The sequence below is a fragment of the Novibacillus thermophilus genome (assembly GCF_002005165.1).
GTDB lineage: Bacteria > Bacillota > Bacilli > Thermoactinomycetales > Novibacillaceae > Novibacillus > Novibacillus thermophilus.
Genome location: NZ_CP019699.1, coordinates 227,205 through 254,160, shown reverse-complemented (window position 1 = coordinate 254,160; position 26,956 = coordinate 227,205). Strand labels below are relative to the sequence as shown.

General features: G+C 53.3%; 18 protein-coding genes and 3 pseudogenes. 4 read left to right on the top strand and 17 right to left on the bottom strand.

Translation table 11 applies throughout. The features are described 5' to 3' along the window. Positions 1–92: 92 nt before the first annotated feature. Positions 93–4,611 (bottom strand): annotated as a pseudogene (gltB, locus tag B0W44_RS01435) (glutamate synthase large subunit). A gap of 123 nt (positions 4,612–4,734) precedes the next feature. On the opposite strand from gltB, the gene B0W44_RS01430 reads away from it, so the two are divergent. After that, positions 4,735–5,643: a glutamate biosynthesis transcriptional regulator GltC gene (locus B0W44_RS01430; protein WP_077718462.1), complete on the top strand. Its 909-nt coding sequence runs from the start codon at positions 4,735–4,737 to the stop codon at positions 5,641–5,643. An 18-nt stretch (positions 5,644–5,661) separates the two neighbouring features. Here the strand turns inward: B0W44_RS01430 and asnB are convergent. Beyond that, positions 5,662–7,511, bottom strand: a pseudogene (gene asnB, locus B0W44_RS01425) (asparagine synthase (glutamine-hydrolyzing)). Between the two features lie 212 nt (positions 7,512–7,723). On the opposite strand from asnB, the gene B0W44_RS01420 reads away from it, so the two are divergent. After that, entirely contained in the window at positions 7,724–8,821 is a 1,098-nt protein-coding gene (locus B0W44_RS01420; protein ID WP_077718461.1) for a M24 family metallopeptidase, read from the top strand. A gap of 153 nt (positions 8,822–8,974) precedes the next feature. Here B0W44_RS01420 and B0W44_RS01415 read toward each other — a convergent pair whose 3' ends face one another. From B0W44_RS01415 to B0W44_RS01345, 14 genes and pseudogenes are all read right to left on the bottom strand, one after another. Next, on the bottom strand, positions 8,975–9,790 hold the full coding sequence (locus B0W44_RS01415; protein ID WP_149026899.1) for a QueT transporter family protein: 816 nt from the start codon (positions 9,788–9,790) through the stop codon (positions 8,975–8,977). Positions 9,791–9,840: 50 nt separating this feature from the next. After that, positions 9,841–10,614 (bottom strand): energy-coupling factor transporter transmembrane component T family protein, encoded by a 774-nt coding sequence (locus B0W44_RS01410; RefSeq protein ID WP_077718460.1) that lies wholly within the window; start codon positions 10,612–10,614, stop codon positions 9,841–9,843. Positions 10,615–10,617: 3 nt separating this feature from the next. Further along, entirely contained in the window at positions 10,618–12,327 is a 1,710-nt protein-coding gene (locus B0W44_RS01405) for an ABC transporter ATP-binding protein (RefSeq protein WP_228441360.1), read from the bottom strand. A gap of 35 nt (positions 12,328–12,362) precedes the next feature. Then, a complete protein-coding gene (locus B0W44_RS01400) occupies positions 12,363–13,064 on the bottom strand; it encodes a class II aldolase/adducin family protein (RefSeq protein ID WP_077718458.1) in 702 nt (233 codons plus the stop codon). 3 nt (positions 13,065–13,067) lie between these two features. Then, a pseudogene (gene mtnA, locus B0W44_RS01395) lies at positions 13,068–14,140 on the bottom strand (S-methyl-5-thioribose-1-phosphate isomerase). Positions 14,141–14,356: 216 nt separating this feature from the next. Further along, positions 14,357–15,415: a D-alanyl-D-alanine carboxypeptidase family protein gene (locus tag B0W44_RS01390; protein WP_077718457.1), complete on the bottom strand. Its 1,059-nt coding sequence runs from the start codon at positions 15,413–15,415 to the stop codon at positions 14,357–14,359. 120 nt (positions 15,416–15,535) lie between these two features. Further along, a complete protein-coding gene (locus B0W44_RS01385; RefSeq protein ID WP_077718456.1) occupies positions 15,536–16,009 on the bottom strand; it encodes a dihydrofolate reductase in 474 nt (157 codons plus the stop codon). Further along, a complete protein-coding gene (locus tag B0W44_RS01380; RefSeq protein WP_077718455.1) occupies positions 16,006–16,800 on the bottom strand; it encodes a thymidylate synthase in 795 nt (264 codons plus the stop codon). Before B0W44_RS01380 ends, B0W44_RS01385 begins: the two co-directional genes overlap by 4 nt. 13 nt (positions 16,801–16,813) lie before the next feature. Continuing rightward, positions 16,814–17,980, bottom strand: a complete 1,167-nt coding sequence (locus B0W44_RS01375; protein ID WP_077718454.1) for a toxic anion resistance protein — start codon at positions 17,978–17,980, stop codon at positions 16,814–16,816. Then, complete coding sequence (locus tag B0W44_RS01370; RefSeq protein ID WP_077718453.1) at positions 17,977–18,630, bottom strand: 5-bromo-4-chloroindolyl phosphate hydrolysis family protein; 654 nt, start codon at positions 18,628–18,630, stop codon at positions 17,977–17,979. The genes B0W44_RS01375 and B0W44_RS01370 overlap by 4 nt, the downstream gene beginning before the upstream one ends. A gap of 501 nt (positions 18,631–19,131) precedes the next feature. Beyond that, entirely contained in the window at positions 19,132–21,066 is a 1,935-nt protein-coding gene (locus B0W44_RS01360; RefSeq protein WP_169835363.1) for an ABC transporter permease, read from the bottom strand. Further along, positions 21,041–21,820 carry an ABC transporter ATP-binding protein gene (locus tag B0W44_RS01355; RefSeq protein WP_077718450.1) on the bottom strand — a complete coding sequence of 260 codons (780 nt, stop codon included), beginning with the start codon at positions 21,818–21,820 and terminating at the stop codon, positions 21,041–21,043. Before B0W44_RS01355 ends, B0W44_RS01360 begins: the two co-directional genes overlap by 26 nt. A 129-nt stretch (positions 21,821–21,949) precedes the next feature. Continuing rightward, positions 21,950–23,014, bottom strand: coding sequence for a HAMP domain-containing histidine kinase (locus B0W44_RS01350; RefSeq protein WP_077718449.1), 1,065 nt, complete (start codon positions 23,012–23,014; stop codon positions 21,950–21,952). Positions 23,015–23,018: 4 nt separating this feature from the next. Next, entirely contained in the window at positions 23,019–23,717 is a 699-nt protein-coding gene (locus B0W44_RS01345) for a response regulator transcription factor (protein ID WP_077718448.1), read from the bottom strand. Positions 23,718–23,867: 150 nt separating this feature from the next. On the opposite strand from B0W44_RS01345, the gene B0W44_RS01340 reads away from it, so the two are divergent. Continuing rightward, the gene (locus B0W44_RS01340) at positions 23,868–24,359 is read left to right on the top strand and encodes a DUF3221 domain-containing protein (protein WP_077718447.1); all 492 of its coding nucleotides are present in this window, start codon (positions 23,868–23,870) and stop codon (positions 24,357–24,359) included. Positions 24,360–24,374: 15 nt separating this feature from the next. Here B0W44_RS01340 and B0W44_RS01335 read toward each other — a convergent pair whose 3' ends face one another. Continuing rightward, positions 24,375–25,277 (bottom strand): EamA family transporter, encoded by a 903-nt coding sequence (locus tag B0W44_RS01335; RefSeq protein ID WP_077718446.1) that lies wholly within the window; start codon positions 25,275–25,277, stop codon positions 24,375–24,377. A gap of 365 nt (positions 25,278–25,642) precedes the next feature. Between B0W44_RS01335 and B0W44_RS01330 the strand changes: the two genes are divergently transcribed. Then, entirely contained in the window at positions 25,643–26,914 is a 1,272-nt protein-coding gene (locus tag B0W44_RS01330; RefSeq protein WP_077721187.1) for an IS1380 family transposase, read from the top strand. Positions 26,915–26,956: the final 42 nt, after the last annotated feature.

Here is a 26,956-nt window from a genome sequence, read left to right as displayed (position 1 = left end):
CCTTTCGTATGAGACTGCCCGACAGAAGTCGAATATCAAGGGCAACGCCGACGTGTCCGTTCCGCGCGCTTCCTATGAGGCCTTCATCGCCGTTACGGCACAGGCTCCCGCGTTTTTAGCGATTCGAGAACGCGTTTGTACGCTTTCGGAATCACTTTAATGATCCGCGGCACACATTCTGTCCAGTGATGCAGCACGTACTCTCCGACTGGGCTGCCAGTGTAGGCCACGTGATGCTCGACCATCTGTCTCACATCATAGAGTTCATCGCCGTCATCAACCGTCTCCAGTAAGACCATCTCCTGATTGCAAAGGTCCTCGAAGGCAACGTCGTTTCGACGCGGCAACACATAGGCAATCCCCCGGTCATGCCGGCGGCAAAATTTTTGCCGACAGAGCCGAGAACGACGACGCGTCCTCCCGTCATATACTCGCAGCCGTGGTTTCCGATGCCTTCCACAACGACGCGGGCACCGCTGTTTCGAACGCAAAATCGTTCGCCCGCCTGACCGTGAATATACGCTTCCCCGGCGGTCGCTCCGTAAAAAGCTACATTCCCGACGGCGACATTGTCAGCAGCGGTAAACCCCGCATTTTTCGAAGGGCGGACGACAATCTTTCCGCCAGACAGCCCCTTTCCAACGTAATCGTTGGCATCACCCTCCAAATGGAGCGTAATGCCTCGCGGGACAAAGGCGCCGAAGCTTTGCCCCGCCGAGCCTTTAAAACACAAGTTGACCGTATCGTCCGGCAAACCTTCTGCACCGTACCGTTTGCTCACTTCGTGGCCGAGGATTGTGCCGACAGCGCGGTCGGTGTTGTCAATGGGCAACACGGCCCGCACCGGCGTTTTTCTTTCAAGGGCAGGGCGACAAACAGGCAGCAATTCCCGTGTGTCCAGCGAGTGACTGAGCCGGTGTTGCTGTTCGCGTCGCTTGTACCTGCGGACACTTTCAGGGACGTCCGGTTGATAGAACAGGCGTGATAAGTCCAAGTGTTTCGCTTTCCAATGGGTTTTTGCCCTTTCATCGACGGCGAGCACGTCGGTGCGTCCAATCATCTCGTTCACCGTGCGAAAACCGAGTTCAGCCATCATTTCGCGAACTTCCTGGGCGACAAACCGCATGAATCGCTCGACGTATTCAGGCTGCCCCGCGAATCGCTTTCTGAGCTCCGGATCTTGGGTGGCGATCCCCACCGGACACGTGTTCAACTGGCATGCGCGCATCATCACACAGCCGAGGGCCAGCAACGGCGCAGTGGAAAACCCGAATTCTTCAGCTCCGAGCAGAGCGGCGATGACGACGTCGCGCCCGGTCATCAGTTTCCCGTCCACTTCCAGGGTGACCCGGTCCCGCAGCTTGTTTAACAAAAGTGTCTGGTGCGTTTCCGCCAGGCCGATCTCCCACGGTATGCCGGCGTGTTTGATGCTCGTCCTGGCAGCTGCTCCGGTTCCGCCGTCGTACCCGCTGATTAAGATCACATCGGCCAGCCCTTTTGCCACGCCGGCGGCAATCGTGCCAACCCCTGACTTGGCGACCAGTTTCACGCTAATTCTGGCGTCGGGGTTCGCGTTTTTCAGGTCGTAAATGAGCTGCGCCAGATCCTCAATGGAATAGATGTCGTGGTGCGGCGGCGGCGATATGAGATCGACGCCGGGCGTGGACCCACGCACTTCCGCGATCCACGGGTACACTTTCTCCCCAGGGAGCTGACCGCCTTCTCCCGGTTTGGCCCCTTGGGCGACTTTGATTTGGATTTCATCTGCGTTTGTCAAATAGTGACTGGAGACGCCGAATCGGCCGGATGCGACCTGCTTTATCGCACTTCGGCGCCAGTCACCGTTCTCGTCCGGCACGTAGCGGTTCGGGTCTTCACCCCCTTCCCCGCTGTTACTTTTGCCGCCGATGCGGTTCATGGCGATCGCCAACGCCTCGTGCGCTTCCTGGCTGATGGAGCCGTAGGACATGGCACCTGTTTTAAACCGGCGACAAATAGCCTCAACGGATTCCACTTCGTCAAGGGGAATCGACTTTTGGCCCCGTTTAAACGTCAGCAAGTTGCGCAAAAAGGCGATTTCTTCCCGATCCACCAGCTGGGAGTACCGTTTGTACTCCGCGTAATCGTTTCGGCGTGTTGCCTGTTGCAACGTGTAAACAGTCAGTCCGTGAATTTTGTGGTACTGACCGCCACGGCGCCATTGAAAGTCACTTCCGGAATCGAGGGCATGCTCGCTGTTGGAGGGATTTCCGTACGCTCGCTCGTGGCGCATGAGTGTTTCCTCAGCAATTACGTCCAGCCCGATGCCGCCGATTTGGGACGCAGTGCCGGTGAAATAGCGGTCCATGACGGACGAGTCGATCCCGATCGCTTCAAAAATTTGCGCGCCGCGGTAACTTTGAATCGTGGAAATTCCCATTTTAGCCAACACTTTCTGGATGCCGCGTAGCGCCGTATCCAAGTATGCGGCGACGGCTTGAGACGTGTGAAACCCTTGCAGTTCACCCTCCGCGACCATGTGTTCCACCGTTGCGATCGCCAAGTACGGATAAATCGCATCTGCTCCGTAGCCCAAAAGTGTGCAAAACTGATGCACGTCTCGCGCTTCCCCGGATTCGACAATCAGACTCACTTTTGTACGAGTGCCTCGCCGAATCAGATGATGATGCAGTCCCGACACGGCCAAAAGCCCCGGTATCGCCGCCTGATCGCACCCCATGTCCCGGTCGGACAACACCAACAGTGTGTAGCCGTCGGCAATCGCCTGATCCGCTTCTGCAAACAGCCGTTCTAGTGCTGCCGTCAATCCCCGCGATCCCTGGGCGACTGGAAACACGGCAGACAACCGCTTGACGCAGAACGCGTCGTGCCCGTTGTCACACAACTTTCTCCACGTGAGACCGTCGATGAGCGGGGAATCGAGACGAATGCGACGACAACTGATGGGCTCGGGACGGAGCAAGTTCCGTTCGGCCCCCAAAGTGGTGACCGTCGACGTGACCGTTCGTTCGCGGATGACATCGATCGGCGGGTTTGTCACTTGGGCGAACAACTGCTTAAAGTAGTTGTACAAGAGCTGCGGCTGTTCGCTCAGTACGGCGAGCGGTGCATCGTACCCCATCGAGCCGACCGGGTCCTGCCCCTCTGTGACCATCGGCTTCAACTGTTTCGTCAGTTCTTCGTCCGTATACCCGTGAGCTTTCTGACGTCTGAATAGCTCGTCTGTATCTGTCACGCCTCCTTCTCCCTGCGCCTCACACCTTTTGACCGGTAAATCTTTCACATGAACGACATGTTCGTCCAGCCAACGGCGGTATGGGTACTCAGAAGCAATTCGCTGCTTTATCTCTTCGTTGGGCACAATCCGCCCCTCGGCCAGATCGATGAGCAGCAGTTGTCCCGGTTCCAGACGACTCCTTTGCAAAATTTTCTCTTCCGAAATGTCCAACACACCGGCCTCCGAAGCAAAAATGACGCAATCGTCGTCGGTCAAGGTGTACCGCCCCGGACGGAGCCCATTGCGGTCGAGCATCGCGCCCACTTGCGTTCCGTCGCTGAACGCAAAAGTTGTCGGCCCATCCCACGGCTCCATCAAGGTGCTGTGGTACTCGTAAAAAGCCTTTAGCGGATCAGTCATCGCCTCGTCCCGATCCCACGGTTCCGGAATCATCATCATCGCGGCATGGCAGAGGGAACGGCCGCCAAGGGTCAAAAATTCCAGTACGTTGTCGAGAGCGGCAGAATCGCTTCCTTTCGCATCGACGACGGGGAGTACACGGCTGATGTCGTCTCCGAACACATCAGTGGCACACGTTTTTTCACGCGCGTTCATCCAATTGACGTTGCCGCGAAGTGTGTTGATTTCCCCGTTGTGAACGATATAGCGATTGGGGTGGGCGCGCTCCCAGCTGGGAAAGTGTTCGTGCTGAAGCGCGAATGCACGAGCGCCAGCGCCGACGCCAAAGACGCGTCTTGGAGATCGGTGTAAAAACGGCCCACTTGCCGAGGCGTGAGCATACCTTTGTACACAATCGTGCGGCTGGACAAGCTGGCAATGTAAAATGTGTCGGTTTCTCTCATGTTGGAACCGATTGTGTTTTCCGCCTGTTTGCGAATGACATACAGCTTGCGCTCAAAGTCAAGTTGGTCGCCAACGGAAGAGCTCCGGGCGATAAAGAGCTGCCGTATCACAGGCTGGCACGCTTTGGCCGCTTCCCCGACAGCGCCTTGATCGACGGGGACCGTGCGCCACCCAAGCACCTCTTGTCCTTCCCGCCGCACGATTCCTTCCAATTGACGTTCACATTTTGCCCTGCGCGCTAAGTCTTTCGGCAAAAAGACCATCCCGACAGCGTATTGACCGGGCTGAGGCAAGTCTAGATCCGTCTTTTTTTGCAAGAAGTCGTGGGGAATTTGCAACATAATGCCGGCCCCGTCTCCGCTTTCGGGGTCACTCCCTCTACCGCCGCGATGTTCTAGCCTGCACAACATGGAAAGCCCTTGCGCCACAATCTGATGCGAAGGTTTCCCTTTTATGTGGACCACAAATCCTATCCCGCAAGCGTCGTGTTCGAAAGACGGATCGTACAGTCCTCGTTTTTGAAGTCTCATCTGTCCACCCCCTCTCCCGTCTCCTTAAGCACATACTACTGGCATCAATTAATCTGTTCAATATATAATTCAGATAAGACCAATCAGAAAAACAGATGAGTAAAGGGAGGGAAAGGGACGACGATGGAGATCAGGCAAATTAAATATTTTATCGAAGTGGCAAAAACGGAGCACATGACGGAAGCGGCATTGAACTTACATGTGGCCCAATCGGCCGTCAGCCAACAAATCGCCAATTTGGAAAAAGAATTAAATGTGAAGTTGTTTGAACGCTCTGGGCGGAATGTCAAACTCACTCCCGTCGGGCGCATCTTCCTCGAACACATCGAGATCGCCATGCTTGAAATGGAGCACGCTGTAGAAAAGGTGAATGAATTTCTTAACCCGGAGACTGGGGTCATACGCCTCGGATTTCCGAACAGTATCGCAGCGAATACGTTGCCGAGGGTTATTTCTTCATTCCGGCAAGAATACCCCAAAGTAAACTTGCATGTCGAACAAGGGAGTATTCAGTACTTGTTTCGATCCATTGTCGAGGGAAAGCTGAATCTTGCCTTTGTCACCCCCGTCCCAAAGGACGAGAAGAAAGTGAGCGGAAGAATCTTTTTTAGCGAGAAGTTGATCGCCTTAGTCCCGGACGATCATCCCCTTTCAGAGCAAAATGCCATTCGACTGAACCAGCTGCGCAACGAACCGTTTATTCTGTTGCGCATAGGCTTAGAGGACAACATCATCCTTGAAGCATGCCAACGAGACGGTTTTCAACCGACCGTCGCCTTTGAAGGGGAAAACATCGACACGATAAAAAACTTAGTGGCAGCCGGACTCGGGGTCAGTCTCCTTCCGGAATCCACCGTCTATGACAACCTCCCGCAAGGCACAAAAAAAATATCGGTGTTGGAACCGATGATCAGCCGCACAGTGGGGATGATTACCACGAAAAAACGGGATTTATCTCCTTCGGAAAAGTTGTTTTACGACTACATCTGTCATTTCTACGACACCGTCAGCCGTTTTGGACAGTTTGAGTAAAACTGTACGGACAGGTGTTCACACCCGAATTTCGACCTTGTATTCGCGCAGCCACGTATCTATTTGGATTAAATAAGCAAACAGCTGCGGCACGTTCATCAGTTGGCCGAACCACGGCATGTGAACGTCGGACAAGTGATCGTTGTCGGAAAACGCACGGACCGCTTTCACGTCGATCAACGGCAACAGCGGGGAAAGGGGGTCGTCCAGTATTTGCCGCATCCGTTCACGAACCGCTTGTAAATAAGCGGGGTTGTGCGTCTTCGGGTACGGGCTTTTCTTTCGCCGGAGAACGTCTTCAGGCAACAGGCCGTTCATCGCCTGGCGCAGTAATCCTTTCTCTCTGTTGTCCAAAAACTTCATCTCGGACGGGACGTTCCACATGTACTCGACGAGGCGGTGGTCGCAAAACGGGACGCGCCCTTCCAAGCCAGCAGCCATCGCCATCCGGTCTTTACGGTCGAGCAACGTGGGCATCCAACGGGTCAAGTTGAGGTAAAACATTTCCCGCATCCGGGCCTCCTCCCGGCTTTCCCCTTCAAGGCGCGGGACTTCCGCCAACGCTTCCGCATACCGGTCGCGAACGTACTCGTGCGGTCTTATCTTCTCAACGAGCTCACCGGAAAGGAAACGGAGACGGTCAGCCAGCTTCACCGACCACGGAAACGTGTCGGCGTTAAACAGCGCTTTGCGCCGAAACCAAGGATACCCGCCAAACACTTCGTCAGCGCACTCACCGGAAAGGGCTACCGTCGCTTCTTTTTTTATGTCCCTGGCGAATAAAAACAGTGAAGCGTCCACGTCGGCCATGCCAGGCAAGTCCCGTGCCCGCACCGCTGTTCCCAACGCTTCCACCAGTTGCGGCGTATCCACTTTGACCGTCCGGTGCACCGTGTTGAGCACACTGGCCACCCTCCTCACCCACGGCGCGTCGTCATGCGGTTGAAACTCGTTTGCTCGAAAATAACGATCGTTGTCCACGTAATCGACGGAATAGGTGTGCAAGTCTCCGCGACCTTCCCGCCGAAAAGCCCGGGCGGCCACGGCCGTAATGATGCTGGAATCGAGCCCTCCGGACAGTAGCGAACAGAGGGAAACGTCGGAGATGAGCTGTCGCTCAATCGAATCGGTCACGAGCGAACGCACTTTTGCGAGCGTCGTGTTTAAATCGTCTTCGTGGGGCCGGCTTTCCGGCTTCCAGTAGGGCGCGACGCTCATCCCCCGACGGTCGTACGTCAACGTCCAACCCGGTTTCAACTCCTGTATGTGGCGAAAAACGGCGTGCCCCGGCGTTCGCGCCGGACCCAGGGCGAATATTTCTGCCAAGCCTTCGGCATCGACGGCTGCCTCCACTTCAGGATGAGCCAAAAGTGCTTTGATTTCTGACCCAAAGAGCAAACCGTTCTTAATACGGGTGAAAAACAGAGGTTTGACGCCGAGTCGGTCCCGGGCCATGAACAGCTTTTGCTCCCGCTCGTCCCAAACGGCAAAGGCGAAAATTCCGTTGAAGCGTTCCACACACGAACTCCCCCACTCCACGTAACTGTGCAGCAACACTTCCGTGTCAGAATGAGACAGAAACTCGTGCCCGCAACCGGTCAACTCCCGCCGCAACTCTGACGTATTGTACAGCTCCCCGTTGTAGACGAGAACAGTGTAGCCGCCGTCCTTGTGGTAAACCATCGGCTGCATACCGCCTTCTGGATCGATCACGATCAGCCGACTGTGACCCAACAGTGCGTGGGGGAGGTCCAAATTCCGTTCGCATCGGGGCCGCGCCGTTTCAAGGTTTGGCACATCGTCCTCACAACCGCTTCCTGCCCGGTCAAATCCCGTTCCCAGTCAATCCATCCCGTAATGCCACACATACACATCTCTCCCACACGTCACACAATTTTAATTGACAATCTGGATCATCACCCATGCCTCACATTATGCGAGAGCGTGCACGTCGGTTCTCGGATTGTAACGCGATCGCGTGTGGGTTGGACAGACATTTGTATGCGACGGGGAAAGTACAGTTATGCACGCCTTCGTTGAAATCAATGGTATAGTAATAAAGGAGGAGGGATGACTGCTGATGGACTATCAGTCGAGACTGAAGAGCCTGCGGCACAAGATGGCGGAGGACAACGTGGACGTGGCGATGATCACGTCACCTGTGAACGTTTACTATTTCACAGGTTTTTACACCGATCCGCACGAACGTTTTTTGGCTCTGGTCATTGATAACCGCGGCGACCAGATTTCGCTCTTCGTCCCCGAACTCGAGGAGCGAGCTGCAAAAGATGTAGTGGACACGTGCACACTCATTTCTGTTCCAGACGGCGAAAACCCTTACACACTGTTGCAACAGACGATTCGTCCTGGAGTACGGGCGTTTGGCATCGAGAAGAAGAACGTCAGCCTGTTCCAGTATGAACAACTCGCTGAACGCTTTCCGCAAGCCGCATTCACCGACGTCGAAGCGTGGATCACATCCCAACGCATGATCAAAACAGCCGATGAAATCGCGCGCGTACAACGGGCCGTAGACGTCATCGAAGACGTGTTGCGGCGGGGAATCGAGGCGTTTTCTCCCGGTATGACTGAGTTGGAGTTAACCGCCGAGTTGGAGTACCACATGAAAGTGCTCGGCGCGGAACGTCCCGCCTTTTCCACGACGGTCCTGTCCGGACAGCGTTCGTCCCTGCCCCACGGGACCCCGGGAGAGCGAAAAATCGAACGGGGGGATTTTCTGCTCATTGACATGGGAGTTTTCGTGGACGGGTACTGTTCCGACATCACCCGGACTTTTGTCGTCGGGGAAGGGACGGAAAAACAAACGGACATGTACGATACCGTCTTAAAAGCGAATCGCGAAGCGATTGCTGCAGTCAAAAGCGGAACTCCAATCGGAAATGCCGACCGGGCGGCGCGGGATTACATTGCGGCGCGGGGATACGGGCCGTTCTTTACCCACCGCGTCGGGCACGGATTCGGCTTGGAAGCGCACGAAGCGCCCTCCCTCCACTCCGACAACGACCTCGTCGTCACGCCGGGATTGCTGTTGACGATTGAACCGGGCATTTACATTCCAGAGATCGGCGGGGTCCGCATCGAGGACGACGTATATGTAGGGGCAGACGGCCAAGTTCAAGTACTGACGTCATACCCGAAGGAGCTAACCTTCTTGTAACCGTTCAACCCGCTCGACTTTCACGAAGGTCCTGTCCCCGGAAAGGCGTGACGCCTGAAACACTGGCGGTCACGCCTTTTCTGAGTGGAGACGTCAAAACGTTCCATTCACCACCATTAAAAGGTCCCGCCTGGCATAGCAAAGCGTCAGTTTTTAAAAGAAGACGAGTGAAGCGATAAAGATCAGCAGAAACACGCCTGCACCGGCGGCAATGCCTATCCCAACGGACAACAGCCCGAATGCGATCATATTTCCTACAATGTACGCTCCGATAATGCCGGTGAACATCAGCACCACGCCGACACCGGAACTGGGCGGCGCAGCCCTTAAAGTACCGTCTGGGCGCGCGGCATCCCCGTCTTCCCAACCGACGAGATCACTGTACAGGAGCCCCCACCGCTCAACCCGCCGGTAAAGGAGCGGCATCAGTAACGGTCCCAATACGGCCGACGCAATAAAGTTGTTCAACAAGACAATGTTGGAAAAAGCGCCGAAAGGAGACAGGGCGAGCACGTCCACACCCCACGCGAGGACGACGGCACACGCTCCAGACGCTGTTAACGCAATCGCGAGATATTCCAGCAGTTGCCTGCCGTACTGTCCCTCTTTCGGGCTCATGATCGGCTTCTTGCCCGAGGACAAAAAGCCAAGCCTCCCCCACAATAAATACGGAACAAGGCCGAAGAAGAAATTGGCAAAAAACCCGAAAAAACTGCCAGGTCCTAAAATACCGCCGACAATGTCCCCAATCGTGTTGCCGATGGCGCTCCCCCACGCGGCAGCGGGACCAAACAGCAGTGAAAACACAACTGGCAACACATTGGCCGGGCGCAATTCCGTCAATCCTGGAATGATCGGAATCGCCTTCAGCGGAATGAGGACCGCTGCGTAAATAGCCGCTGTCAGTGCGACGAGGATGATGGCCCGCGTGTTCGTCCAAACACCCAACACTTCGCGCACGATGCGCATTTTGACCCTTCCTTTCCGCAATAAACTACCTTTGTTCCCTCGTGAAATACTTAGCGTACGACACCACCTAACTCGAACAAATCGAGAGCTACAATTGCACCACCTCCCGTCAGCATGGCGATGACGACCGCCAAAACGAGCTTGTCCGCTTGGCTGAGTTTCAGCTTCAAATAGGACGTCCTCTTCTTTCCAACGCCAAACCCTTTACTCTCCAAAGCCATCGCCAACTGATTCGTATTGCGCAAGGAAGTTAAAAGGACGGGGACAACAAGGGGGACACTGCGCCTTAGTTTGACGAACACCGAACCGCTTTCCAGATCCAGACCTCGGGAGCGCTGTGCCTGTATGATCTGATACACGGCTCCGACGAACGTCGGCACCAAACGCATCGCCATGGAAAACACGAATCCCACCTTGTACGGCAAACCGATTGTCACTAAACCGGCTGTCAGCTCTTCCACCCGCGTCGTGGCAAAAAATATTACAGTGAGAAAAATCACGTTCAAGATCCGCAAAGCTGCGGTCACCCCGAACAGCACCGCTTCAAGGTCGATCCACCCGATCAGCTTCGTCTCGCCTCCGACAAACAGCGTCCACAAGAAGATGGTGAAGAAAAAGACGAACAGCAACACCGGATAAATTTTCTTCAACCGTCCGAAAGCTGAGGCCGAAAAGCCGACAGCTCCGATAATGAGCGTCAGCGTGAAAACGTACAGCGGGTGACTCGCCACGAAGAGCAACAGTGTGTAAACGAAGGCAAAAGCGATTTTGCTGCGGGGGTCTAAACGGTGTACCCAGCGATTTTTGTCTTCGTATAAGTTCACAGCTCACGCCTCCTTCACGAAAACGCGCTTCGCTTCCGCAACGGACAAGAGTGTTTTTTGCAGGCGGTTCGACCACCTCGTCACAAACGGAACGTCTAAATGCGCTTGCTTTAACACGTCTTCCTGGGCAAACACTTCCCGCGTCCTTCCCTGTAACAGCAATTTGCCGTCTTTCATGACGATCACCCGTTTGGCGTACTCGGCGACGATGTCCATCTGGTGTGTGACCATGATGACCGTGTGCCCTTCCTCATTCAGTTTCTGAATCAGGCCCATCATCGAACGCTGTTGCCTGTAGTCGAGGCCGGTCGTCGGTTCATCGAAAATGAGCACTTCCGGTTTCAAGGACAGGACAGAGGCGACGGCCACCCGTTGCCGTTCTCCTTTTGTCAGAGAAAAGGGATCGCGCTCCTCATAGCCGCTTAAACTGACGGCTTCCAAGGCATCGGCTACCCTGACGTTGAGCTCTTCTTCCGGCAAGCGCTGCATGCGGCACCCGAAAGCCACTTCATCAAATACTGTTTCGGCAAAAATTTGGTGATCCGGGTTTTGAAAAACGTAACCGATATGCTGGCCGAGTTCGTATATGCTAGTATCTTCTGTCGTCTTTTTCCGGAAGGAGACAGTCCCCGCCGTCGGCTTTAACAACCCGTTAAAATGTTTGACCAGAGTCGTTTTCCCGCTGCCGTTCTGCCCGAGAACGGCGACGAAATCTCCTTTTTGGATGTCGAGAGACACGCGATCGACAGCAGGCGGCGTTCCGGGAGGCGCCCCGGAATAAACATGTGTCAGTTCCTTCACCTCAACGAGCGGTTCTCCAAGAGATTGCACATAAGCCGAGTCGCCGTCCAACAATTTTTTGTACTGTGCTTCATCAATGCGAGGTGCCGCCTGGTCTAAAGCTTCCAACAAGTGCTCCTCGGTCAGCTGCTCGGGGAGCGGAGCGCCGATTTCCTCCAGTAACTCAACCCCTTGCAGCGGCGCAATGCCCCATTGCCGGAGCTGTTCCGTCTGCGAAAAGACATCAGCCGGCGTTCCGTCCATGACGATTTGTCCCCGGTCTAACACGACGACGCGGTCCGCGGCGCCCATGATTCGTTCCGTTTCGTGTTCTGCCATGATGATCGTCATGTCCGTCTCTCGTTTTAGCTGATGTGCGATGCGAAAAATATGGTCTTTCCCTTCCGGGTCTAGGTCCGTCGTCGGTTCATCCAGACTTAACAGTTTCGGTTTCAACGCGAGGACGGAGGCTATGGCGAGACGCTGTTTTTGTCCGCCAGAAAGGGAGCTGGGGTCCCGGTCCTGGAACTCCTCTAACCCAACATTTTGGAGCCACGCTTTTACCCGTTCGTCGATCTCCTGCCAAGGCAGCTCAAAATTTTCTGGACCGAACGCCACTTCCAGTTTCACGTTCGTAGAAAACAACTGGGACTCAAAGTCTTGAAATACGAGACCGACGTCTTGCGCCATGTCGTTTACTTTTTTCTGCTGAACGTCTTTGCCAAACACTGTGACCGTACCAGTTAAACGCCCTTTCTGAAAATGGGGAATCAGCCCGTTCAACGTAAAACTTAACGTCGATTTTCCCGCTCCGCTCGCCCCCACGACCGCCACAAACTGGCCTGGCTCAATCGCCAGGTTGATGTCGTGCAGAGCGTCGTCCGCCTCGCCGCGGTACAGGAAGCTGAAGTTTTTCCACACAACTGCTTTCAATCTGGTACACTCCCTATCCTTTCGAGCTTGCATCTCTACTTTTGTACAAAGCAGACGTCCACGCCCGGAGCACAAGGAGCCCCTTTCGGTACGGCCCCGGTGAACCCCATTTTTTGACGCAGTGAGACGAGTTGAGCCACACGCTCATGCGACAGTTCGCGCTCCATTCCCATTTGGCGCACGAGAAAGCTGACATGTGCGTTAAACTCCAACGCCTCCATTAAAGCGTACGCCGTCTGTAAATCTTTCCCCCACGTGAGAGCGCCGTGATTTTCCAGCAACAGCCCGTTATGATTTTGAACGAAGGGCGCAATGGCTTCCGGAATTTCTTCTGTTGAAGGCGTTCCGTACTTGGCAATGGGAATCGTCCCCAGCACGACAACGGATTCCGGCATGTAGGCACGGTCCAAGGGAATACCCGCCACTGCATGGGCCGTCGCAAACGGAGGGTGCGCGTGAACGACAGCTTGAACATCGCCTCTTTTTCGGTAAACGCACAAGTGCATTTTCAACTCGGACGACGGTCTCGCGTTTCCTTCGAGCACTTCCCCTGCAGCACTCACTTTTACAAGCACATCTGGCGTGAGGAAACCTTTACAGTAGCCTGTAGGCGTAGTCCATATTTCACCTTCCGCGGTCCGGACTGACACATTCCCGTCGTTGGCAGCGATAAAGCCTTTAGCATACATGCGCCTGCCGACCTCACATATGTCCTCTCTGATACTTTTTCCTGTCATTTATTACCCCACTTTTCCAAAAAGAGTTTTGAGACTTTGATCAAACGGCGGCCTGACAATGCCGCGCTCCGTAATAATCGCTGATACATAGGTGTGAGGGGTGACGTCGAAGGCGGGATTGTAGACCGTGACGCCGTCTGGCGCCGTCTGCTTTCCGAACCCGTGTGTCATTTCCTCCGCTTCCCTCTCTTCGATAGGGATGTGCTCACCTGTTTTGGCCTGCATGTCGATCGTCGACAGCGGACACGTCACATAAAATGGAATGTCGTGGGCCTTCGCCAAAATCGCCAAACCGTATGTGCCGACTTTATTTGCCACATCGCCGTTGGCCGCGACACGGTCACAGCCGACGATGACGGCTTGCACTTTTTTCTGCGCCATGACCACTGCAGCCATACTGTCGCAAATGAGCGTCACATCCACACCCGCCTGTAAGAGCTCCCAAGCGGTCAGCCGAGCGCCTTGCAACAACGGACGCGTTTCATCGGCAAAAACGTTCAGCTTCCACCCCCGCTCATGTGCCAAATAGATGGGAGAAAGGGCAGTGCCGTATTGGGATGTGGCGAGCCCGCCGGCGTTACAGTGCGTCAGAATGCCCATCCCGTCGCGGAGCAATGGGAGGGCGTTCTCACCGATTTTGCGGCAAATGCGCGCATCCTCCTCCCGAATGGTGTGGGCTTCCTCGAGCAGAACGCGTTTGAGCCCGGCGACATCGTCCGTCACCTCCATCGCCTCGTCCAGAACCCGCGTCATGCGCTCAAGGGCCCAAAACAAATTGACGGCAGTCGGCCGCGACGTCGATAAATAGTCCCGTCTTTCCACAAATGCTGTATAAAAGGCCTTACAATCGTTTTCCGGCTCATCTGCTACCGCGACGTACACCCCGTAAGCAGCCGCAATTCCAATAGCCGGTGCCCCCTCACCTTTAACTGCTTAATCGCAGACCAGACGTCTTCTACTCGATTCATGCGAATCCATACGATCTCCGTGGGCAGTCTTGTCTGGTCGAGCAACACTATGTGCCCGGTATCGTCATCCCAATACAACGGGCAAACGGCGCGATCCCCTCGTTGCAATTAAGATCACACTCCCATTTTAGAATATACTCTATCATGCGATAATTGTCATCAAAAAGAAAAGAAGTACTCATCTGACTGTACGCTCGGCAACAGGAACGGACGCGGGTTGGGCGGGATGTCTGATGTGCAGGCTTCACTTTGCTTTTGCAATCTTTTGAAGGATAGAGAGGAAGATTTCTCTACCAAAAAGAACTGAGGCCCTCTGGCAGGACCTCAGTTTCGCAGCAAGTACTCTTCCAGTGTCAGATTTTGCGACATGATGGCCTGAGCTGCTTCTTCACCGACATAGCGCAAATGCCACGGCTCATACTGGTATCCGGTAATCCCTTCTTTTCCCTTCGGATAGCGGATAATAAATCCAAAATCGTGGGCGTGGGCCCGCAGCCACCTCCCTTCCTTCGTGTCCTCGAACGCCGTCACGAGCTCGTGGTCGACAGCGGGACACGTGACATCCATCACCAAGCCCGTTTGGTGCTCGCTTTCACCGGGGCGGGCGCTGTACTTGTTCGCCGCTTCTTCCCCAATTTTTTCTTTATTCCTGTTAAAGACGGCCACTTGCGTCTCGTACGAACGGTACCCCGATCTCGCCACAAGCTGTAAACCTTCTTGTTCCCCTTGCGCAAACAGTCGCTCCAAAGCGTCTGCCGCGACTTCTCGCATTTTGTTGTACGGCAAGTCGCCCCCTTGGAAATACTTGGGAACATCAGGCTCAACGAGCTCCTCCGGCACGTAATCGGCAGGCAGACTCCGCGTTTTATTCACCAACACTAACAGGTCGTCAGGATTTGTCACGGTACGGTCCGATACGTTCAGATGGATCGCTTGACCCGGTTCAATCGTCCATTCTCCCCGCTGCGCCTGTTTCAGACGGACATCCGTTTCCGCGTCATACTGTCCGTCACCGGATAAACCTACCTGCAACTGAAAGTCTTTGACATACCACCTGGTCGTCATCCCGTACTCACCGTCGACATCCAGCTCATAGCCCAGTGCAGTGAGCCTTTTCTGCAGTTCGCGCACCGCTTCGCCAGTGTCCCCTTCCTCCAGCAGGATTTGTGGCGCTTGTTCAGCGACGACTCCGCCTTGACTGGCGTCAGGTGTCGCACTGGGAGCGTCGGAGGCATGCTCTTTTTCCTCTTGGCTCGGTTGTTTCGGATCAATGACGTCCGTCGTCGAGATGACGACCACGAGTCCCAACACGGCAAACAACCCGACAACGGCGAAAGTGGTCACCCAATAATTTCCTTTCATCGTTACACGGCGACGTTCCAACCGGACGTCCGCCTGTCACCTCTATTTCTTTCAGAAGTTACGCTGACACCACCCCAGCACATGATGACAGAAAGAGGAAAGCACGCCAAGCGGAACACGGCGATATCCCGCTAACATGTATCACCGCTTGCGCTCGTAAACGTAAAACGTATGCGGGATCGTATTCTTCTCGTCCAGTGTCCCTTCCTCTTTCGACACTAACGTAAACGCCTCCCGGTTCCAATCGGGAAAAAACGTGTCGCCTTCCACGTCAAGATCAATTTCCGTAATGTAGAGGCGGTCCGCCTCGTCGAGAAACTGGGCGTACACGTTCGCGCCGCCGAGAATGAACACGTCACCGAGGGCGAGGACGTCGCTCTTACTGTGTACGACTTCAACGCCCGGTGCGTCGAAGTGCTCATTCCGCGTCAGGACGACGTTGCGCCGGTTCGGCAGCGGCCGCCCGATGGATTCGAACGTCTTGCGACCCATGACGACAGTGTGACCGGTCGTCGTGTTTTTGACATACTTTAAGTCATTCGGCAAGTGCCAGGGCATCTTGCCGTCCTTGCCGATAACCCGGCCGTTCGCATAAGCCACCATCAACTTGATCATACAGACACACGCCCTTTGATGTGGGGGTGTGCTCTGTAGTTCACAATTTCAATGTCTTCGTAAGTAAAGTCAAAAATCGAGCGCACATCCGGGTTCAACTTCAACGTCGGCAAAGGGTAAGGCTCCCGCTGCAGTTGTTCGTTCACTTGCTCAAGGTGGTTGAGGTACAGGTGGGCGTCGCCGAGGGTGTGGATGAACCAGCCCGGCTTTAGACCCGTGACGTGTGCGATCATGTGAGTCAAAAGGGCGTAACTGGCGATGTTAAACGGCACACCGAGAAACGTGTCTCCGCTGCGCTGGTACAGCTGACACGACAGCTTCCCCTCAGAGACGTAAAATTGGAACAGGCAATGGCATGGCGGCAGCGCCATCTCATCCAGTTCCGCCGGGTTCCAGGCGCTGACCACTAGCCGACGCGAGTTCGGGTTGCGCTTGATTTCGTCCACGACCCATTGGATCTGGTCCACCGTTTTGCCGTTCGCCCCCTGGAAACTGCGCCACTGCTTGCCGTACACGGGACCGAGGTCGCCGTTCTCATCGGCCCATTCGTTCCAAATGCGCACACCGTTTTCCTGTAAATAGCGGACGTTCGTGTCTCCTTTTAAAAACCAGAGCAGTTCGTAAACAATGGACTTCGTGTGCAGCTTTTTCGTCGTCAACAGCGGAAAACCCTCACTCAAATCAAAGCGCATTTGGTGACCGAACAGACTGATCGTCCCCGTGCCTGTCCGGTCTTCTTTTTTCGTTCCTTCTGTCAATATTCTGCGGCACAGGTCTAAATACTGTCTCATGCGGCGACCTCCCTTATTTTAGTTCAATCAGTTTTTGTTTCAGTTCGTTTTCCAAGGCGAGTAACGCTTGCTCCGCCTGCCGCCGCTTGGCACGTCCTTCTTGCTGAATGGCAATCGTCTCTTCCAGTGTGGAGATGAGGTTCGCCTGCGTCTGCTGCAACGTCTCCATGTCGACGAGTCCCCGCTCGTTCTCTTTGGCAGTGGCAACCGTATTCGCTTTTAGCATTTCCGAGTTTTTTATGAGAAGCTCATTCGTCGTATCCGACACTTGTCGCTGGGCTTCTACGGCCTGTTTCTGACGGAACAGTGTGAGCGCGATGGCAATCTGGTTTTTCCACAGGGGAATGGCGGTCATGATCGACGACTGGATTTTTTCCGCCAGGGCCTGGTTCGTATGTTGAATGAGGCGGATTTGCGGGGCGCTCTGAATCGTCACCTGCCGGCTCACTTCCAAGTCGTGCACCCTTTTTTCCAGCCGGTTGGCGAACTGCACCATGTCGTTCACCTCTTGATACGCCATCTGATCGCCGCTTGCTTCAGCCTTTTGCTTCAATGCTGGAATGACCTTCGTGTTGAGCTCCTCCAGTTTCACCTGGGCCGCCGCGATGTAGACGTTCAGGGCTTGAAAGTACTCTTTGTTTTGTTCGTACAGTTTTTCCAGCACGTGGATGTCGTCGACGAGTCCTTTTTTGGCGTGCTCCAATTTCACACTGATGCGGTCCACTTGCGCCCCGACTTTTTGGTACTTGGACAGCGTTTCATTGATGGACCCGGAAATTTTTCCGAACCAACGGGCCAACACGTTTTTCCTTTCCCTTTGCAACTCGTCAGGATTCGTCTGTTCCAGCTTTTTCATTAAATCTTTCAGGATGTCGCCAATCGGCCCCAGATCCTTCTTTTGCACGTGGTCGAGCATGGCGTGGGAGAAGTTTAGCAGCTTGGACTGGGCTTCCGTACCGTAAGCGGTGATCGCTTCGTGATTCTCTGGATCAATCTGTTTCGCCAGTTGCAGCGCCTTTTGTCTGTGTTCTTCCGGCAGCACGTCGATCATGCGCTTCGGCGACTGTTCCCCCCGCGTCTCTTCAGCGCGATCCTGTTCGCCGAACGGGTTCGCCAACAGATCTTCCAGACTGTCGTCCGGCTTTTCAAACGGGATTGCACGCTTATTTTCCTCGCTCATTGATCCGAACTCCCTTCTTTCAGCGGAGGGGCCCACGTGTGAATCGTCCGCTTCGCCACATCCAACTCGAATTGCAAGTGCTCGACGTCTGTCGAGAGCAGCGTCGCCAAATCTTTTTCTACTGTGGCGATCAACTGGTCGATCATCCGGCTCGTCTCACGGAGAGACTGGAGCAGGTGATCGTCGTTCACCGACTGCGCCGCCAGAAAGGCGTGCTTTTCTGTCAATTCCACGAGTGAATCCAAATGATAGAAGAAAAAGCGCTCAGCTAAATAAAAACGCTTCGGTTCCCGCTTGACGATCGTGTAGATCCGCCTCGCCAACCGGTTTATCACGAGCATCTGCCTGAAGGTCTGAATGCTTCGCACCTGCACAAACGCCTTCTGCAAACGGCGGATTTTACCTTGTGCCTCGCGCAAATTTCGACGGATGTAGGCGTACTCTTTGCGCGTGAGCTGGTGTTTCTTTAAAAAGGCGTACCGGGCGTACGCCGTTAACACGCCGAACACGACGCCCCCTCCGGCTAAAGCGAGGGCGGCCGACAGCCAAAACGGCTGACCAAAGCCAAAAAAGAGGAACAGCCATGCGACGAACGACAGCGAACAAGCTACCAGCATGCGGCCCATCACGTACACAAATTTCACGATCATCGACCCCTGACGCGATCTTTTCACTTATACATACGAACGGCAAGCGATAAGGGTTTCGTTCTGCCTCCATTATAAAGAAAAATGGCCCTTATTAACAGAAGGGCACACAAAACAGCCGGTGACCACGTTCTCCTGCCGTTTCAACGAGTGCACTCATCGCAATAAAGTACGCCACTTATTCTTACAATAATTTCCCTTAACTTTCCAAGTATCTGCTACCTAAACAGTGAGCCCAAATGGTTTTCGTTGACACTTCTCTCAGTAACTGTTGAAAAGTACCGTCCCGTATTGTTGAATGTATAAAACCACCGATTCCTTCCGGATCTTGTTTTAATACCTTTATCGTTTTTGTTGAAGGACTCAAAATCACATTTCCGTTGTCCGACATATAAAAAAGACTTTTGTTTCGATTATGGGATAACTGTTCATCTATTGTTTTCTGAAAATCAGCTAATGTAAACATTTTCCCCTCCTACTTGGTCTCGATTGATTGCTTACGCTCTAAACTTCCTGCACCATTTGCCTTAAATAAACGTGTCGGCTGAACCAATAGTAAACAAGCTGTGCTATTAAGTAAACAACCGCTACCACGAGACCGTAATGCCACACGTTCATCGCCAAAATGTTCGCCAGCACTTTCAAGGCAAAAGCGGCATGGACGACACCCACCAAAAAGGGCAGCAAAAACATCGCTCCGATTTGAACAGACGCCACTTTCCGCATTTCCCTTTCAGTCAGACCAATCCGGCGCAGCGCTTTAAACTGCGCTCTGTCCTCTTCGAGCTCGGTAAACAACTTGAAGTAGAGGAAACTGCCCGCCGCGATAAAGAAGAGCACACTGACAAACAAACCGATGAATAAAACGATCCCCCATGTTTGCTTCACCGACAGATACGGCTCTACTCTGGACGAAAGGGAATCTTTCAACACCGCCGGCATGTGCGACTTTATCTCGTGTACGACTTCCTCGGACTGCTCCCAGCTTTCCAGATGATATCCCCAATAGACCAACTGCTCACTGTCCGGCACTTGCCTGAGGAGAGAAGCGTAATCCGCGTCGCTTATAACGAGAACATACGCGTTGACCTCAGACGGTATCAAGGCGCCATCTCGTTGATTGACGATCGGCGTATGACGTACCCCGTCAACGGAAAAAGGGTAGTGCTCCCCGCCCACCTCCACGTTGACGTGAAACGGGGAGACATCAGATTGGACGTTCAGTTCTGGGTAGGGGGTGACAACAACCGCCTGTCCCCGCTCGACATGTAACGAGTCCACCTCACCCATCTTATCTGCCCGGGCATTGTAGTCACGGTTTGCCATCAGAAACAGCGAACTCGGCACATCGTCCTCCCCATCTTTCGTCACAGACACGACGAATCCAGGGATTGCGTCTTTTCCGGTGACAGGAACACCTTGTTCTTCCAGAACGCGCTCCACCACTTCAGCACCGGTGCCCCGCTGTTCGATTCCCCTTTCCACGAAACTGACAGCGTGGGGATACAGCTGTATGTTTCTGTCAACCAACCCTTGGTAGACAGCGTAAAACGTGCCGGTTGCCGTTAACACGACGGCACTCAAGATGGCGACGTTAAACAGTGTGCGGGCGTTGTCCTTTAACCTGTAGGCCAACTGGGAGATAGCCAACAAACGGGTGTGCCGATAATAGAAGCGCGCCTTTTTTTGCAGAAAGCGCACAACCATGACGCTGCCTTGGGTAAACAAAAAGTACGTCCCGACGACGACGAGCAACAAAATCCTGCCGCTGTTGATTTGATCTGCCGTGTGCCAAGCCAGGTAGTATCCACCTCCAAGGCACAATACGGAAAGGAGCACCAACCACTTTGAAAAAATCGGGAACGGTTTCGGTTTGCGAGGGGCTTTCAACAAATCGATGATCTCACGCCGGCCTGTCTTCCACAGCGCCAATGCCGTCAACACTTCAAACAAAGCAAAAAAAGAGATGAACGTTACCCCGACCGCGCTCGGCGCAAGCACAAACGGAATCGGATTGTCCAGATCCAACAAGGTCCCGATGGCCATGAAAAAAAGCTTCGACAGTAACGCACCGAACACGATACCCGTTCCGATGGAAATGAGGGAGATAACTGTATTTTCGTAAAAGACCATTTTGTTGATTTGGGCCCGCGTCATTCCAAGCAAATTCAGCAGGCCAAACTCCTTTTGGCGGGTTCTTAAAAACGCCGAATTGGAGTAAAGCACGAAGAAAAACGAGAAAATGACGATGATAGCTTCACAAAACAGAAGGCCCGTCCGAATTTTGTCGCCAACCGCACCGGCCGCGACATCGGGGTGAGCGATAAAGGCCGCGTAAATAAAGAAGATCATGACGGTGAAGGCACTGCTGAAGTAGTAAGCCGCATACCGGTGCCAATTGCCGCGCACGTTGTTAAGGGCGAGGGTGCGTAAATTCACTGACATCCCCTCCTAACAAGGACAACCCGTCGAGAATGTCCTGGAAGAAGGCTTGACGGTGAGACCCTTTTCGGATTTCCGAGAAGAACGCGCCATCCTGAATAAAGACAATGCGTTCGCAGAAGCTGGCGGCAAACGGATCGTGGGTCACCATCAGAATCGTCGTCTGCTGTTTTTCGTTCAACCTCTGCAGGGAGGCCATCAAATCTTTGGACGATTTAGAATCGAGGTTGCCCGTCGGTTCATCTGCCAGTACAATGGCCGGCCGGTGAATAATCGCCCGGGCAGCCGCTGCTCTCTGCTGTTGCCCGCCGGACACTTCGTACGTCCGCTTTTCCAGTATAGATTCAATATGCAACGATTCGGCCACTTCCGACACCCGCCTTTCGATCTCCCTCACTGGTTTACGATCCAACACGAGGGGCAACATGATGTTTTCTTTGATAGACAGTGTGTCCAACAAATTAAAGTCTTGAAAGATGAACCCGAGCTGCCGCCGCCTGAATAAAGCGAGGTCTTCATTTTTCAATTGCATCGGGTTCACGCCGTTCACTTCCACTGAACCGGATGTCGGTTGATCGATCGTCGCCAAAATGTTGAGGAAGGTCGTCTTCCCGCTGCCCGAAGGGCCCATGATCCCGACAAATTCTCCCCCTTCCACTTTGAGGGAGAGCTCGTTTAAAGCGGTATGGACGACGCCCCCTTTCTCTGACCCGTACACTTTTTTCAGTGATGTTGCCTGTAAAACCGCCATTGTCTTCTCCCTTCTCTAAGCGATGTAGTCCCCTTACACTCTATACTTTAACCGATGAATGCCGGGCGAAGTATCGATCGATCTTTCAATTTCAATCTCGAATCTTACATTTTTGTCAGATAACATTTTTCACCTTTCGTGCACATGGCGGTTTTTGAGAAATGTGACAGTAGCAGTCGTCCCTTCTCCTACTTCAGACTGGAGACGCAACCGGTGGCCGAGCCGGTCGCACACTTGCTTCGCCAGGTACAACCCCATTCCCGTCGATTCGGGAAACTCCCGGCCGTTCGCTCCGGTAAAGAAAGCGTCAAACACCCGCGGGAGGTCTTGCTTCGGGATGCCAATCCCTTCGTCGCGAATGCTGACATGCCACCCGACCTCATCTTCGAACACTCGGATCTGCAGTGTTTGACTGCCCGGTTGGTTCCGGGAATATTTTATCCCATTCGTCATTAGCTGGTTCAAGACAAAACGCATCCACTTGGCGTCTGTCTGGACGACGACCTCTTCCTGTTCGGTCTCCATTTTCGGAAACACGGCGTAGCGGATGCACGCTTTTTTGTGCTGATGCACGACTTCGCGCAACAAGTGAACAACGTCCACGCGGTCGCCCTTCACGTCGAGGGCGAAGTCATCCAGCCGGGCTGTGTATAGCATCGTCTCCAGACCGTGCACCAGTTTTTCCGTCTCTTCCCACATGCTGTCGCGTATAGTCCGCTGCTCGGCATACCCTCTCGTTTCCGCAAGCTTTTGTAACAAAAGCTGGATGACGGACACCGGTGTTTTCATCTGATGAACCCACTGGTTCACGAAATGGACGTGTTGCTTCCTGTGCTGACGCAATTGGGCTAAACGGCTCGCATTATCCCGATGCTGCTGCTCCAATACCTCCCGGAAGACGTTCTGCTCCCGCGTAACTGGCCTCTGCAACAGAGGAGCGTTGGCAGGGTCAATCCCCCTTTGCCTCAAAAGATTGAGCCTTTTGTAAAAAGGGCGCTGCCGGACGTAGTCGAGGAAGAAAAACAAAATGAAGACGACAGCCGACAACACAACCGCGTAGAGAACGTTCTCCCAGCTGAGGGGCGCATCGTTTTCAAACAGTCCTAACTGGACAACGATTAACACGAGGGCGACATTAAAAGCGTAGGCCACAATATAAACGATGCGGTCAACTAAAAACGATTTCACATTCATGGCATTACCCCCATTTTTGCACCAGACGGTACCCTTGTCCGCGCTTCGTCTCTATCGCGCGTTCAATGCCGAGCAGCTCTAACTTTTTTCTCACTCTCGTCACATTGACCGACAGGGTGTTGTCATCGACAAAATGCGTATCATCCCACAGCGCTTCTAACAACTCCTCCCGGGACACAATCTGGTTTACTTTACTTGCCAGACAGTCCAAGAGCAAAAACTCTTTTTTGCTCAATTCCAGACGCTTCCCCTTCCACTCCACTGACTGTTGGTCCCGGTACAAGTAAAGACCGCCAACGTCGTAAACGTCGCGCGGCGACATGGCGTGTACGGCGTACTCCCCGTACGCTCTCCGCAACACACTTTTCACCTTTGCCAGCACCACTTCAAAGTGGAACGGCTTCGTCATGTAGTCGTCGCCCCCGTTTTCTAACGCCATGACCTGGTCCATCCCGCCGTCCCGGGCGGAAATAAAGATAATGGGCACATTGGAGATGGTGCGGATCTGCCGGCACCAGTAAAACCCGTCATACCACGGCAGGTTAATGTCCAGTAATACCAAATTCGGCTGGGCGGCACTAAATTCTTCTTTTATCCGTCTGTAGTCCTGTGCCGCGACAACGTCGTACCCGTACTTTTGTAAATAGTCACTGAGGATGTCGCGGATTTTCGTATCGTCTTCAACGATAAAAATACGGTACATTGACCTCTCTCTCCTAACGACCCGTCATTATGGACTATTTTACCTAAAAGGGATGCCATTTTTAAACAGAAGGAACGATCCCTAAGCGTAACCCATTGGCAGGTAAAACGTCTATCTAACAGCGAAAAGTTTCACTCGGAGGGACTTAGAATGGGACGGTTCACCAGGTGGAGTGCGTGGGTAGCCTTCGCATTGCTGATTGGTTGCGGCACTGGACAGGTGCAGGGAGGAGATGACATCGGCTCAGAACCTGACGGGAAAATCGATATCCGGGGAGTCGTTCGGGAACTTGAGCACGATGAACAAAACAACAGCGAAGCAGAGCAAGACGAGGGATCGGAACGCGACCCAGATGATCCGATTTCCAGTGACGATCCGGTCACACCGACACCGGTAAAAGATGTGATCGGCCACATTTTGGTCGAGGGGGAAATGGAAGCCGACACTGTACACGACAAAGCCAATATTACAGTTAAAAAGCAAACCGTTATCGAAAAACAGCTGGGACATGACACCGTCCCCGCTGCGTTTAACGATGTGAAAACAGGTTCGACAGTCGAAGTCACCTTTACAGGGCCCGTCGAGGAGTCGTACCCGGTCGGCGCCATTGCCGGTAAAATCGTCATAATAGAAAGAGATTAAAGGACCGTTAGGTTGTTATTTCGACTGAGGTTCCGTGCTTCCTGCCTTTTTTTCGCGCAACTCTCCGTAAGCAATGGCGAACAGTATCAAGAGAACACCGAACCACCGCCAAAAGTGAACGGTCTCCTTCAACACGAGATACGCCATGACGACGGCCACCGGCAATTCGATGGAGCTCAAGATGGTAGCCACTCCGCTTTTCAGCCTGGGGGCTCCCATCGTAAAACAGACCGTCGGAACGACAGCACCGAATAACGCGAGGGGGAAGGTATATTTCCACAACCCTTCGACCAGTGCCCCTGAGGTGAAAAACGAAGGGGGAAACAGCACAAAAATGGCGAGGGCTGCCCCCGATACCATCAGCGGGCTCCGCAACCAAGGTGTGACTTCCGTCGCCAGTCTCCCGCTCACGTAAATAAAGCCGGCAAACGTAAAAGCCGACAAAAAGCCGGACAACACGCCCCACGGCGAAAGGCCTTCAAATCCGCCCGTAAACACATCCGCCGCAAAAAATGTTCCAACCAGGATGAGGACAAGTGAGACGAGCATCGGTTTCGTTGGCTTCAGTCCGTCGAACAGCCAAGCGTACAGCATGCCGACCCACGCAAACTGGAACAGCAATACAATGGCGATGGACGCCGGAACGGTTTGCATCGAACTATAGTACAATACCCCCGTCAGTCCGTTAAGGGAACCTGCCGACACGAGGAGCAAAACCGTCTTTATCCGCATTTTCTTCCACGTCCGCCGGTTGAACAAAGCGACGACCCATAAAAAAAGAGCCCCAAAAAACATTTGGCTGCCTGTCATTTCTCCGACTGTATACCCTTCTCCGTATCCAAAATTGACGAACGTGCCCAACAAGCCGTAGCTGGCTCCACCTAAAAGGACAAGCAGGGCAGCGACGCTACGTTTCATTTTCCCTCTCCTCGAACGCGACTGTCATTTTGGATGTTCTGTTCTCCATTACGATTATAGCAAAAAGAAGGACGCTGGTCAGAAATCAGCTCCCTGAAGCCAATTCGTCACCCCGTCACTGAATCTCTTGCTTCACCACTCAATACAGGGCTGTAGTTTGGCGGCTGTGCGATAAACTTTAGTCCGAAAAACGGTACACGAGCGTCAAGTTTGTTAAAATATATGTTATCCTGAATTTCGAAAGTAAAGTTGCTTGATCCAGTAATAAAGGTGCTCCAATCCTTGGTATAATGGTGTTTGAACGAACAACAAAACCCAAAGAGAGGGGCACCCGTTAGGTGAAGTCTACCACAAACATCGCCAAAATGAAAACAGAATTCACGCTAAAGAATGCAACCTCACACGCAGGGAGTAAACCCTTGCTTGCGTACCTTGAAAAAATCAAACTGGAAGACGCTTTTCGTCAGATAGGTTGCGGGAAAGGCCGGAATACGCTTTTTCCGTTCTTCAAGATCTTGATGTACCTTTTAGTCGGATGGCTACTGGGTTGCGAACGTATATTCCATTTCCGCTCATTGCGAGACGATTCGCTGGTACGTCGATTTTTAGGTGGACGTTGTCCCCATCACACTCTTTTGTATAAAGAACTGTGCCGCGCTGCTGTCTCCATGCCCACGATCCGTCGGGACTTGAAGGCATTAAACCTTGATCTCATCACTCCCTGCCTATCCGACGAATGCATTCTCGACCTCGATTCCACCGTTGAGACGGTGTACGGGAATCAGGAAGGGGCCGAAGTTGGGACAAACGCTCAAAAGCCCGGACGTAAAAGCTTCCAACCACTCATCGCCTTTGAAGGAAAGTCCCGTCTTTACCTTAATGCCGAACTGCGTTCAGGCAATACGCATTGTTCCCGCAATGCCCATACTTTCGCGAAGGAAACCCTTCAACGTCTTCCTAAATCGTGTAAAGTCAAGTATGCCCGATTCGACAAAGGATTCGGCGGCGAAACCTTCTATAGTTTTTGGGAAGGCAAACAGATCGGCTACGTTGGCAAACTCAAATGGACGCATCGGTTAGCCAAAGAAGTCGCCAAATGTCCTCATTGGAAACGCTATGTGGACGGAGACGTCATCATCGAAGGCCTTTGTTTAGTGTACAAAGCCACTTCTTGGAAAAAGGCTCGAATGGTGGTCGTCATCAGGAAAGCCGAACGCTACGATGGTGATCAACTCCAATTCGACTTTCTTTGGGATTACGAAGCAATCGTGACCAATTTGGATTGGGAGCCCATCGACATTTGGCGTTTTTACAATCAGCGCGCGTGCATGGAGAACTACATCAAAGAAGTGAAGCACGGCTTTTCGATTCACCGTATTCCGACAGATTCGTTTAAAGCCAATGAAATCGATCTGTTGCTGAAGCTGTTGGCCTACAATGTATTCGAGCGTTTTAAGATGGACTGCTGTGAACCGGTTCATCGCCGCTATACCATTGCACGATTTCGTAAGGAGTTTTTCCATGTCCCTGGTACGATCATCTATCGCAGTCGCCAAGTCATTCTAAAAATCGCGGCAGCCTTCCAAAATGAGTACAGTTGGCGGCGCATGGAAGAACGGGTGGTTCTCCTACAATAATGCCTATCCAAACTTTTACATGGAAATAACCGAGCCCGCTTG